At 70.4% G+C, this 12288-nt stretch carries 7 protein-coding genes; 3 read left to right on the forward strand and 4 right to left on the reverse strand.

Annotated elements, in window-relative coordinates:
- Positions 1–49: 49 nt before the first annotated feature.
- Entirely contained in the window at positions 50–1390 is a 1341-nt protein-coding gene (locus KYK13_RS20615; protein WP_223631845.1) for a hypothetical protein, read from the reverse strand.
- Positions 1391–1624: 234 nt separating this feature from the next.
- On the opposite strand from KYK13_RS20615, the gene KYK13_RS20620 reads away from it, so the two are divergent.
- The gene (locus KYK13_RS20620) at positions 1625–3916 is read left to right on the forward strand and encodes a S8 family serine peptidase (protein ID WP_223631847.1); all 2292 of its coding nucleotides are present in this window, start codon (positions 1625–1627) and stop codon (positions 3914–3916) included.
- Between the two features lie 59 nt (positions 3917–3975).
- Here KYK13_RS20620 and KYK13_RS20625 read toward each other — a convergent pair whose 3' ends face one another.
- Both KYK13_RS20625 and KYK13_RS20630 read right to left on the reverse strand, forming a co-directional pair.
- A complete protein-coding gene (locus KYK13_RS20625; RefSeq protein ID WP_223631849.1) occupies positions 3976–5436 on the reverse strand; it encodes a hypothetical protein in 1461 nt (486 codons plus the stop codon).
- Positions 5437–5559: 123 nt separating this feature from the next.
- Entirely contained in the window at positions 5560–6054 is a 495-nt protein-coding gene (locus tag KYK13_RS20630) for a peroxiredoxin (RefSeq protein WP_223631851.1), read from the reverse strand.
- Positions 6055–6167: 113 nt separating this feature from the next.
- Here KYK13_RS20630 and KYK13_RS20635 point away from each other — a divergent pair, with 113 nt between their 5' ends.
- Both KYK13_RS20635 and KYK13_RS20640 read left to right on the forward strand, forming a co-directional pair.
- The gene (locus KYK13_RS20635) at positions 6168–7964 is read left to right on the forward strand and encodes a sigma 54-interacting transcriptional regulator (RefSeq protein WP_223631853.1); all 1797 of its coding nucleotides are present in this window, start codon (positions 6168–6170) and stop codon (positions 7962–7964) included.
- Positions 7961–10534, forward strand: coding sequence for a bifunctional serine/threonine-protein kinase/formylglycine-generating enzyme family protein (locus KYK13_RS20640; protein WP_223631868.1), 2574 nt, complete (start codon positions 7961–7963; stop codon positions 10532–10534). Before KYK13_RS20635 ends, KYK13_RS20640 begins: the two co-directional genes overlap by 4 nt.
- Here KYK13_RS20640 and KYK13_RS20645 read toward each other — a convergent pair whose 3' ends face one another.
- A complete protein-coding gene (locus tag KYK13_RS20645) occupies positions 10535–12142 on the reverse strand; it encodes an ADYC domain-containing protein (protein ID WP_223631870.1) in 1608 nt (535 codons plus the stop codon).
- Between the last annotated feature and the right edge of the window lie 146 nt (positions 12143–12288).

The raw sequence follows: 12288 nt of genomic DNA on the forward strand, positions 1-12288 counted from the left end.
AGGGGACCTCATCGACAGGAGGTCCCTTACCCCGTCCGGGACGGCGGGACTACGGGATCGGCGCGGTCTCGGCCGGCGTGGACTCGAGCGGGCGGCGCGCGGCGTTGGGGTGCTGCGTGTCCACCGTGGAGTTGTAGAGCGTCGTGGCGAAGGTCTGCTGCCCGTTCGTGGACAGGGTGCGGAAGGCGCGGTCCAGCGCCTGCTGGCCGCCCTGCAGGCCCGGGCCCAGGGTGCGCTCCACCAGCGCGCGCGCCTGCTGCTCGTTGAGGCGCACCGTGTACGGGGCGGTGTTGGACGCCGCCGCGTCGTCGCTGGAGAACGCGCCGCGCGCGAGGGCCGCCGCGGTCGGATCCGTGAAGGTCAGCTCGTAGTTCGTCTCGGCGGGCTGGCCGGGACGCGTCGTGGTGGTCGCCACCACGGAGTCGTTGATGGCCGTGCGCGCCCGGCCGTTGCCGTCCGCGCCCACCTGCATCTCCGTCGTCTGCGTGCTGCCCGCCACGTTGCGGTCCGTCTGGCGCACGGTCTGGTTGCCCGCGCCGTCCGCCGTGAGCCGCGTCTGGCGCTCGGTGGTGGCCACCTGCTGGCCCAGCACGCGGCCCTCGCGGGTCTGATCCAGCGAGTCCGTGCGCTGCACGTTGCTCACCCCCGGGCCGTTCGCGCGGGGCAGCTGGCCGGTGCGCATGAACTCGGAGTAGGCCGCGCGGCCCTCGGGCGTGCGGATGTTGAAGTCCGCCGAGTCCGTGTGCCCCAGGCGCTGATCCTGCCGGCCCTCCAGGCCGCGGATGGTGGCGCCGTCCTGCTGGCGGCCCTGGCTCGTCACCGTGGCGCGCACCGTGTCCTCGGACGTGCGCTGCAACTCGTAGCGCTGCGTGTGGCTGAGGTCGTACGACGTGCTCAGTCCCAGCCGCTCGCCCAGCTTGCCCGGGCCCGCGCGCAGGCCCACGTTGAAGCCCGCCTGGGCCTGGACCTCCGTGCTGGCGCGCGTGCCCACCGGCCACGTCTCCGGGGAGGCGGGGTCGGGCATCTGACCGTTCCGGATGGCGTCCGTGGCGGCCCCGCGCGGCACCTCCACGCGAAGGCTGCCCTGCACCCCGAAGGAACCGCCCGCGCTCACCGGCCCCAGCCGCGTGGGCACGCCGCCCCGGGGCGTCGAGCCGCGGTTGCCCACCTGGCCCCGGGCCTCCAGGACGAAGTTGTCGCCCTCCATCCGAACGCGGGCGCGGCCCTCGGGGCGCAGCATGAAGGAGTCCCGGTTGCGCTCCGTCGCGGCCTGCGCTGCCGGGGACTCGGCGGGCGCCTGCGTCTGCGGCGCGCTCGCCGGGCGCGGGGTCGGGACCGTCGACTGCGTCGGCTGGAACGAAGTGGGACGGTTCGAATTGATGGAAGTCATGTGTATTGAGTTTATCGCGCTACCCGACGGAATGTTTCCACTCGGGGTGTAGGATTCGCGCTCTGAAAACGCAGGATCTCCACCCACTCAAACCCACTCAAACCCACCCAAGGAGGACGCTCCCGCCGCAAAAATGCATGCCCTGTTGTAACTCAGTGGCAAGGACTTGAAATACTAGCTTAATACGTATTACTTGTTTTTCTCACTTTGAAGGGAGTGCACGATATGCAGAACATGCGGAAGCGGTTCTCGTCGTCTCGTGGTGGCTGGCGGCCTGTGACGGCGCTGGTGCTGGGCTGCACCCTGGCGGTTCCTGCTGGAGCGCTCGCGGCGGAGCGCCCCCCTTCAGTGGCCACCCGGGCCCAGGCGGCGCCGGGCGCGGCGGTGGCGACGGCGCTTCAGTCCGGGGGCGCCACCCTGGCGACGGCGTCGGGCCTGGTGTTCCACCAGACGGCGCGGCCGGTCAGCGCCCTGCGCACGCTGGACGTGGAGCGGGGCACCGGCATGCAGCTGCACGTCTGGCGGGAGCGGCAGGCGGACGGCACGGAGCGGTCCTACTCCGCATACACGCGTGGCGGCACGGCGCTCCTGGGCCGCGTGCAGCAGGAGGAGTACCTGATCCGGCTGGCGGAGGCGTCGTTCGATCCGCTGGCGCGCACCGCGCCGCTGCTGGGCAACGCGCTGGTGGCGGACAAGGACAACACCCTGTCACTGGTGCAGTTCCACGCCACGCCGCTGCCGGAGTACCGGGAGACCATCGAGAACGCGGGCGGCAAGGTGCTGCGCTTCCTGTCGGACCACACGTACCTGGTGGAGATGCCGTCGGAGGTCCGCGCGCGCGTGGCCCAGCTCCCGGCGGTGCGCTGGGTGGGGGACTACCACCCGGAGTGGCGCCTGGAGCCGGTGCTCCGGGACGCGCTGCTCGGGCGGGCGGCGGCGCTGGAGCCCCAGCGCTACTCCATCATGCTGGGTGAGCCCGGCGCGGCCCGGCAGGCCCGCGTGACGGCGCTGGTGCAGCGGCTGGGCGGCAAGGTGGACCTGGTGGAGCCGGCGGGCCTGCGCGTGGAGGCGACGCTCAACCAGGCGCAGCTGGCGCAGCTGGTGCGCGCCAACGAGGTGCAGTTCATCGACCGCTGGGGTGGACCCGGCGAGGTGGACATGGACATCGTGCGGGAGACGGGCGGCGCCAACTACATCGAGGGGCTCAAGGGCTGGAACGGGCAGGGCGTGCGCGGCGAGGTCTTCGACACCGAGCTGCGCACCACGCACCGCGAGTGGCCCACCGCGCCCATCATCCACAGCACCGGCACGTCGTCCGGTTCGCTGCACGGGACGAGCTGCTACAGCCACAACTTCGCCAAGGGCGTGGATCCGCTGGCCCGGGGCCTCTTGCCGGGCGGGCAGGGCATCTTCTTCCTCTACTCGGAGTCCACGCAGTTCGGCGGCACGAAGTCCCGCCTCGCGATGAACCAGGAGCTGCTCGACCCGAGCGGTCCGTACCGCGCGGTGTTCCAGACCTCCAGCGTGGGCAGCACCTTGACGACGGCGTACACGACCCTCTCCGCGGAGGTGGACGACTACCTCTTCAAGGCGCCCCTGCTGAGCACGCAGTCACAGAGCAACAGCGGCACGCGCAACTCCCGGCCGCAGGCGTGGGCGAAGAACATCGTCTCCGTGGGCGGCATCCGGCACTACAACACGCAGACGCGCACGGATGACCGCTGGGCCACGGGCGCGAGCATCGGGCCGGCGGCGGACGGCCGCATCAAGCCGGACCTGGCGTTCTATTACGACAGCATCCGGGGCGCGACGGGCTCGTCCGACTCGGCGTACACGGAGTTCAGCGGCACCAGCTCCGCCACGCCGCAGACGTCGGGCCACTTCGGCCTGCTGCACCAGATGTGGCACGAGGGCGTGTGGGCCGGCCACGGCAAGAAGGCGGACGTCTTCACCAGCCGTCCGCAGATGGCCACGGCGAAGGCGCTGATGATCAACGGCGCGGCCAGGTACAACTGGCTGGCGGGCGGCGCCAACGCGGACATCGACCGCAACAAGCAGGGCTGGGGCACGTCCGACCTGAAGCGCCTGTACGACCGCGCGCCGAAGACGTTCGTCGTGGACGAGACGGACCTGCTCACGCCGCTCTCCTCCAAGACGTACACGTTCACGGTGGCGAGCGGCGAGCCGGAGCTCAACGTGACGATGGTCTACACGGATCCGATGGGCACGGTGGGCGCGGCCCAGGCGCGCATCAACGACCTGTCGCTGCGCGTGACGGCGCCGGACGGCACGGTGTATTGGGGCAATAACGGCCTGACTGCGGGCAACGTGTCCACGTCCGGAGGCGTGTCCAACAAGGTGGACACCGTGGAGAACGTCTTCCTCGCGAACCCGGCCGCGGGCCCCTGGAAGGTGGAGGTCCTGGCGGATGAGATCGTCCAGGACGCCCACACGGAGACCCCGGCGGTGGACGCCGACTACGCCCTGGTGGTGAGCGGCGTGCAGGTCACGGCGAATCAGCCGTAGCCGAGCACGGATGTTCGAGCGCGGGCTCCGGTGTGTCCGGGGCCCGCGCGGTTGCCGGGTCAGTGCTCGGGCTTGTCGGAGTCCTGCTGGGCCACGGGCGGCGCGGTGCGGTGGATGACCGGCGGGGAGGCGCTGAGCGTCCCCACCCAGAGCCGCCCGTGGAAGCCCTTGTCGCTGGGCCCGTCGAACAGCGCCACCTTGCGCGGCGTGCCCGGCTCCTGACGCAGCTCCGGGGTCGGGCTGAGCGCGAAGACGTTGCAGTCCACCTGCTCCCAGACGTTGAAGCGGCAGGAGAACTGCGAACCTCGCGCGAAGCCCACCTCCAGCGCCTTCACCGGCGAGGAGGGCAGGGCCTTCGTCAGCCGTGCGCCCAGGGGCTCGAAGTCCTTGTTCCAGCTCACCGGCTTCGTGCGCACGTGCACGTCGCCCGCGAGCGCCAGCAGCCACGTGTCCGGGTTCGCCTGGCGGTACGCGATGAGGTTCTTCGCCATCTCGGCTTCGCGCGCGTTGCCGGAGGCACTGTTCGAGTCGAACGCGAGCACCGCCACCGCGTTGCCCTGCGCGCGCAACCGGCGGGCCTGTTCGATGAGACGCAGCAGGGCGCCGCTGCTGCGGCCGTCCTGGTACACGCGGCGCCAGAAGGAGCTCACCACCAGCAGCCGCTCCAGGTCCGGGCCGTGGCCCTCGCTGGCCAGATAGTCGTCCAGCGCGCCCTGGTCCTCGGACGGCATGGACAGCGCCAGCGCCACCGGCAGCTTCTTCTCCACCGCGTCGCACAGCATCCGCGTGGCCACCTCCGGCAGCTCACGGGTGCCCAGCGGATCACCCACCAGGACTGTATGTCCGGCGGTCATGAGCGGCTCCACGCCCTGCAACGGCTCGCCGCACTGCACGGGTGGCGTCTGGGGCGCGTCGTCTTCCCAGCCCTCCACCTTGACGGCGCGCACGGGCGCAGACGTCTTGCCGCCCACCAGCTCCAGCGACGGCACCATCTCCAGCCTCGCCAGCAGCTTGCGCTCCACGGGCAGGTCGCGCGTGCCGCGCACCATCTTGAAGCCCTCCATGTCCGGCACGCCGTCGAACGTGAAGCGCTCGAACGTCTTCCGGGCGAGGTACTTCTCCTCGTCCTGGATGCGCTCGTTGAGCCACTTGGGCTTCACCTCGATGTTCGTGTCCTGCTCGCGGTAGCGCAGCCGGAAGACGCGGATGACGGACTGGCGGGGGCCCAACGCCGCGCCCTTCACGAAGTAGCGCTCGAAGGTGCGGTTGCCGGGGAGGTTCAGCCCAGGCTCGTGCGCGGAGGTGTAGAGCTCGTGCTGCTCCGCGCGCTCGAAGACGTCGTAGCGCTGCTCCTCGAAGACGCGCCGCATGGTGAAGAGGGCCTCGTCCAGCGGCACGAGGTACACCGTCTCCTCGGTGGGCACCTCTTCGTCCCCCGGGCCCTCGTCATGGAGGTCCTTCGTCAGGCTCGTGCAGCCGCCGACGCACAACGACAGTCCCAGCAACCAGTGCAACCGCATGGCGTGTCCTCCGGCCCACCCGACGTGTCCCGATGTTGCTCGCGACAGGGGGACGACGTCCCGGCTCCCACGGCCAGGACGTCAGGAATCAGTCTACCGGGAAACGCGTGGCAAACGCGCCTGTCAGGCAGGACGGGTGGGAGCGGCCCCCTGACCCGTGAGCGACCGGACGACGTCCAGCGCGTGCTCGGCGTGCTTCTTCACCTGGATCTGCGACTCGAACGCGTAGCGGATGGTGCCGTCCTTGTCCGTGACGAACGTCACCCGCCCGGGCAACAACCCCAGGAAGTTGGTGGGCACGCCAAAGGCCTTGCGCGCCGCGCCATCCGGGTCGCTGAGGAGACGGAAGGGGAGCCGGTACTTGGCGACGAACTTCTCATGGGACTCGGCGGAGTCGCTGCTGATGCCCACCACGTCCGCGCCCGCGTCCGTGAAGTCCTGGTACTGATCGCGCAGGCTGCAGGCCTGGACCGTACATCCCGGGGAGTCGTCCCGCGGGTAGAAGTAGATGACCAGCGCCTTGTCGCCCAACAGGTCACGCAGGCGCACCGGCACGCCGCCAGGCCCCTGCAGGGTGACATCCGGAACCGCGTCCCCTTCTTTCAGCATCTTGGCCATGAAAGTCCCTCGCCTCCGGGGTGGGAGCATGGACCGCGCGTGGCCTGACCCGCAAATCAATGAGTGCTCCCGGTGTTGCCCGGAATTCAACGGTCCGTGCATTCTCTGAGGGAATGGAGCCACGCGACCCGAAGGAGACCGAGGACTCGCGCCGGGGGCCCTCCCGCGCCGCCTCGAACGACCGGCTGTACCTGCTGCTCTTCCAGGGGAACACCTCCACGGTGGTGCCATTGCCCCGGGAGGGGGAGGTGGTGATTGGCCGCGCGGCGGGGGTGGACGTGGTGGTGGAGGACGCGTCGGTGAGCCGCCAGCACGCGCGGGTGTCGGTGGCGGAGGGCGAGGTGTTCATCACGGACCTGGGCAGCCACAACGGCGTGCACGTCAACCGGGAGCGGGTGCAGGGCTCGCGGCTGCTGGACAGCGGTGATGCGGTGACGTTGGGCAACGTGACGCTGGTGGTCCACCGGGGCGAGCGCCCCCTGCCGGAGCGGCGGGCGCTGGAGGCGGACGCGCTGAGGACCCGGCTCTCCGAGGAGCTGGACCGGGTGCACGGCTCCGGGCTCGCGGTGAGCGTGGTGGCGCTGGGAGTGGAGGCCGCGCGGGTGCCGCGGGGGGAGTTGGTGCGGGCGCTGGATGGCGCGCTGCGGTTGATGGACGCGGTGGGGCAGGTGGGGGAGCTGCTGATGGTGCTGCTGCCGGATCTGTCCGGCGAGGAGGCGGAAGCGGCGGCGGCGCACCTGGTGTCGGTCCTCTCGCCGCTGGCCGGGCGCGTGTGGGCGGGCGTGGCGTCGGCGCCGGGGGACGGGATGAAGGGGGACGCGCTGCTGAGCGCGGCGAAGGCAGCGGCGAAGGCAGCGGAGCCGGGGGGGACCCGGGTCAGCGGACCGTCCATGTACCGGCTGTCACTGGGTGAGCGGTCGGTGGTGGTGGCGGACGCGGCGATGTCGCGCGTGTTCGAACAACTGCGCCAGCTGGCGGCGAGTCCGCTGCCGGTGCTGATCCACGGCCCGACGGGGGCGGGGAAGGAGAACGCGGCGTGGGCGGTGCATCACGCGTCGCCGCGCTCGGAACAGCCGTTCGTGCCGATCAACTGCGCGGCGCTGCCGGAGAACCTGGTGGAGGCGGAGCTGTTCGGCCACGAGCGGGGCGCGTTCACCGGCGCGGACCGGGCGCGGGCGGGCCTGCTGGAGCGCGCGAGCGGCGGGACGCTGTTCCTGGACGAGGTGGCGGAGCTGTCGCTGCCCATCCAGGCGAAGCTGCTGCGGGCGTTGGATCAGCAGCGGATCACCCGGCTGGGGGATTCCCGCGAGCGGCAGGTGGATCTGCGGGTGGTCGCGGCCACGCACCGGGAGCTGTCGGACGAGGTGAAGGCCGGGCGCTTCCGGCAGGATCTGTTCTTCCGGCTGTCCGGAGCGAAGGTGACGTTGCCGCCGTTGAAGGACCGGCCGCTGGAGCTGCCGCTGCTGGCACGGGCGTTCCTGGAGGAGTCCTGCGCGAGGGCCGGCCGCCCACCGTTGCACCTGTCCGCCGCGGCCATGGAGGTGCTGGGGGCGCACGAGTGGCCGGGCAACGTGCGCGAGCTGAAGAACACCATGGAGTACGCGGCGGCCATGTCGCCCGGGCCGGTGGTGGAGCCGTCGCACCTGCCGGACTCCCTGCGGGTGGGGACGAGGTCAGAGCCCGAGGCGGCGCGCGCGGAGGGCGGGACGGAGGCGCCCACGGTGTTCCCGAACCTGGCGGAGGAGCTGCGGACGCTGGAGCGCACGTGGATGGTGCGGGCGCTGGAGGCGACGGGTGGGGTGCAGACGCGGGCCGCCCAGCTCATCGGGATGCCGCTGCGCACGTTCGCGTTCAAGCTGAAGCAGTATCGCATCGCGCCCTCGCGAGGCCGCGGTCCGGCGGGTGAATGAGGAGCGAGTCGCCTCCAGCGTGGCAGCCGCCCGCGGCGTTCGGCGAGTACCGCCTGGTGCAGCCATTGGGGCGCGGCGCGATGGGCGAGGTTTACCTGGCGCACGACACGGTGCTGGACCGGCTGGTGGCGGTGAAGTTCATCGCTGGCATCGCGCCGGATGAAATGCAGCGCGAGCGCTTCCGCACGGAGGCCCGGGCGATTGCCCGCGTGCAGCATCCGAACGTGGTGGGCATCCATCGTGTCGGCGAGGTGCAGGAGCGGCCGTACCTCGTCTCCGAGTTCCTGCGCGGAGAGAGCCTGGACCGGTTGTCCCGGCCGGCGCCGTGGACACGGGTGCTGGAGATTGGAATCGGGCTGGCGAGGGGGCTCGCGGCGGCACACCGTCAGGGCGTGCTGCACCGGGACCTCAAGCCCGCGAACGCGCTCCTGACGGAGGACGGGCAGGTGAAGCTGCTCGACTTCGGTGTGGCGAAGCTGCTCGACGTGGCGACGGCGCCTGTCGTGCTCGTGCGTCCGCCGGAGGGCCTGCGTCCCGTGCCCGTGGAGGGTGCGGCGACGGTGGATGTCCCGATCCCGGTGGCGCCCGCGACCGCCGATGTGCCGAGGGCTCCCGCGAGCATGGACGCGGCGCAGCGGACGGCGACGGTGCCTCCGCTTCCGCCGGAATGGCTCGTCGGTCCTTCGGACCTGCTGGCCACGGGTCGCATCGGGACGCCGCTCTACATGGCGCCCGAGGTCTGGCGGGGAGAACCCGCCACGGTCCGCAGCGATCTCTTCTCGCTGGGCGTTCTGCTCTACGAGCTGTGCGGAGGTTCGACGCCGGGACCGCTCGTGGAAGCGCCTGCCCGGCCCCGGATCTTCGAACCGCTGGACGTCGCTGTCCCCGGAGTGGACGCCACGTTCGCCGCGGTCCTCGCGCGCTGCCTCGCGCATGATCCAGTCGCACGCTTCGACTCGGCGGATGCCCTGCGTGAAGCGTTGGAGTCCATCGCCTCACGCAGCGCTCCTCCGGCCATCGCGCCCCCGCGTCCACGGTGGCTGCGCGTGACCCGCGTGCTCGCGCTCCCGGGGATCGCGGTGGCCGTCCTCGTCGGCGGCAACTGGTGGGGCGAGCGTTCCCGGCGCATCGACGCGGAGGAGGCCATGGCCTCCGCTGCCGCCAGATTCGATGAAGGCCGTGCGCTGGGGGACCGCATCGAAGCCCTCCGTGCAGAGGCCTTCATCGCCTTTGACACCGACGGCTCCGCCAAAGCGGAGCCAATCTGGGCCCAGGCCCTGGACCTGGGCGCGAAGCAGGCTCGCCACTATCAGGACGCCAGCGAGCTCCTTGAAGCCTCGCAGAAGCGCGTGGGCCGGGGCACGAACCCCGCCCTGGATCAACGCGTCGCCGAGGTCCTCTTCCAGCGCATCCTGGTCGCGGAACGCGACCGTGACCCCAAGGCGAAGAAGGCCCTGACGGAGCACCTCGAGGAGCTGGACCCCAGCGCCACCACGAGCCGGAAGGTGACCGCCCCCGCTCACCTGGAGCTGGACAGCGAGCCCGCGGGCGCCGACATCCAGGTCGAGACCTTCGACCCCCAGCCCGGAGGCCCGCCGCGCTGGTCCGAACCGAGGGCCTTCGGCAAGACGCCCATGACCTCCGGCCTCACGCTCGAGCCCGGCTCGTACCGCCTGACGTTCATGCTGCCGGGCCGTCAAGCCGTGCGCTACCCGGTGCTGCTCGCGCGCGGCGAGACCTTCCAGGCGAAGGTCCCCATCCCCGAACACGTCCCGGATGGCTTCGTCTACGTGCCGTCGGGCCGCTTCCTCTACGGCAGCGGCGACGACGAGAGCATCCGCCGCTCGCGCCCGGTCCACGGACTCACGACCGGCGCCTTCTTCATCGCGCGCCACGAAGTCACCTATGCGGACTGGATCTCCTGGCTGCGCGAGTTGCCGGCACACGAGCGTGAAGCCCGCAGGCCCCGGGGGACCAATTACTACGGCACCATCGAGCTGCTCCCGGCGAAGGGTGGCACCTGGACCTTCCATCTGGAGCACGAAGGCATCGAGTACCAGGCGAGGGAAGGGGAGCTGCTGCGGTATCAAGACCGCACCCTGCGCGCTGAACAGGACTGGCGCCGCTTCCCCGTGTCCGGCATCTCCTGGGAGGACGCTCGCGCGTACACCGCCTGGCTGGACACCACCGGCCGCGTGCCCCGAGCGCGTCTCTGCACGGAACGTGAATGGGAGCGTGCCGCCCGGGGCGCGGATGGCCGGGCCTATCCGCACGGCCCGACCCTGGCACCGGATGACGCCAACTTCGACGCGACCTACGGCCGCAAGCCAGGCGCCTTCGGACCGGATGCGGTGGGCTCACATCCCGTGTCGGACAGCCCCTTTGGCATTTCAGACATGTCCGGCAACGTGTGGGAGTGGCTGGTGACGGATCCAACCGGCGCGCCCGCGTATGGCGGCGGTTCGTTCTACCAGGACGCACGGACCGCCCTGACCCTCAACCACGGCGATGGCGAACCGCGCACACGCTTCCCCTTCATCGGGATGCGCGTGTGCGCGTCCGCGCCGTGATCAGAGATCGCGCCCCGGCAACTGGCCCACCGCGGGCAGGTAACCCAGGTCACGCTCGAACGTGAACCCGGGCGGGGCCTGCGTGGACGTGGCGAAGACACCCAGCTCCCGGTGCTGCCACAGCTTCAGCGGCCGGCGCTGGCTCGCGCTGGTGGAGTCCACGGCGCTGTAGATGTAGCCCTCGATGCCTCGGCCATCGTTGGCGGTGTTGAGGGAGTAACCAGCGATACCGTCACAAGACTCGCTATCCGTGAGCAGGTAGTGCCCGTATCCATCCACGCACTGGTACAGCGGCTTGATGAACTCGCGCATGCGCTTCAGGATGTTCGCGGGCAACTTCGGCGAGAGGATGGGTCCCTCCTTGCGCAGCGCCGTGAACGGCGTCGCGTCCGCGACCCCATCCGCATCCAGGTCCAAGCTGATCCCGTTCACGCTGCTGCCTTCGACGAGCTCCGGGTCCACCGTCACCGACGTGGTCGTCACGTAGCCCTTGCCGGCGTCTTTGAACTGCACCAGCGACCGGTCGATGAAGAGCGAATACGACACGAGCAGAGTTGCGTCGGTCTGGGCCGGCAGGTTCAGCGAATCACAGGCCAGCGCGTCACGCGGGGCAAGCACGCGCTTTCCCCCCACGCACGTGGCCTCCAGGGGCAGCGTGTTCCAGCGCTTCTTGCCCAGGCACAGCGGCCGGACTCCGCCGCAGTCATCCATCATCCACACGGCCTCCAGGGAGTAGCCGTCCAGCGTTGACGGCAAGCCATCCTCGCCCAATCGAACGGCGGTCGCCGCCGTCATGAACTCCAGCGGCGTCCCATCCAGCGTGTTGCTGTGCCCCTCGCCGCAGTAGTCCGCCGTGGCCATGCGCGTGCACAGTTGGTGGTACTTCAGCGCATTGTCCTGTGTGCGCGGGGCCACAGGCCAGGGCGGAAAGCCCCAGTCGATGCACTTGGCGATGACGCCACCGCCTACGTAGAAGGCCTCGGCCAGGGGCCCGCTCTTGTTCTCGTTCTCCGGCGCGCAGGCGAAGGTGAAGTACTCGGGATTGGGGAGCAGATTGCCGCCCGTGGACCACGCATAAGGCACCGCGAGCGCGAAGCCGCTGCCGTGCGGACACAGAAGCTGGGGCTGGTTGTCCTCCGTAGACGCCGTGATGCGGTACTCCCAGAGCGCCTTGCCCAGACTCGCGTCCAGTGCGGTGCACGGAAGCTTGGACGACAGGATGTTGTTGTGGCACCTGAGCCCCTCGATGGTCAGCTTCACCGAGCGTCCCTCGAACGGCGCGCGGAACGACGCCCCCGCGAGGCTGGATCCCTCCAGATGCCGCGTCACCTGAGCGTTGCCGCTCGTGCAGACCTGGGTGCCCACGAGCCGCCCGCCGATCATCTGCGCCGAGGCCGCCCCGCACTCCATCCCGGCAGGAGGTGCCGAGGGCTCGATGGACCCGAGCGGAATGTTCACGTTCTCGAAGCGCTCCGAACCATGCAATCGGGTTCCCTGTGCGCCGTTCTCCGGAGGCGGATCCTCGGTTGGCTCCGCGTTGGCTCCCAGGGCCGTCATCATCCCCATCACGAACAAACACTGCGTCCACGTCTTGCCACTCGCCTTCATCGGTCCATCTCCCGCAGTCCTTCGAATCCGTGGGGAGCACTCGCGTCCCCGATGCACAAGGAACGTGCAGGCCCCGAGAAGTTGACAACAAACGTCTGTTTTGCGCGGACCGTGCAAACCTTGCCGTGCATGCACGTCTTGCCGTG

The sequence above is a fragment of the Corallococcus sp. EGB genome, from assembly GCF_019968905.1.
GTDB lineage: Bacteria > Myxococcota > Myxococcia > Myxococcales > Myxococcaceae > Corallococcus.

Bases quoted from the DNA above. Each gene is read 5' to 3' on its own strand.
- KYK13_RS20615 (WP_223631845.1), bottom strand. From the start codon at position 1,390: ATGACTTCCATCAATTCGAACCGTCCCACTTCGTTCCAGCCGACGCAG.
- KYK13_RS20620 (WP_223631847.1), top strand. From the start codon at position 1,625: ATGCGGAAGCGGTTCTCGTCGTCTCGTGGTGGCTGGCGGCCTGTGACG.
- KYK13_RS20625 (WP_223631849.1), bottom strand. From the start codon at position 5,436: ATGCGGTTGCACTGGTTGCTGGGACTGTCGTTGTGCGTCGGCGGCTGC.
- KYK13_RS20630 (WP_223631851.1), bottom strand. From the start codon at position 6,054: ATGGCCAAGATGCTGAAAGAAGGGGACGCGGTTCCGGATGTCACCCTG.
- KYK13_RS20635 (WP_223631853.1), top strand. From the start codon at position 6,168: ATGGAGCCACGCGACCCGAAGGAGACCGAGGACTCGCGCCGGGGGCCC.
- KYK13_RS20640 (WP_223631868.1), top strand. From the start codon at position 7,961: ATGAGGAGCGAGTCGCCTCCAGCGTGGCAGCCGCCCGCGGCGTTCGGC.
- KYK13_RS20645 (WP_223631870.1), bottom strand. From the start codon at position 12,142: ATGAAGGCGAGTGGCAAGACGTGGACGCAGTGTTTGTTCGTGATGGGG.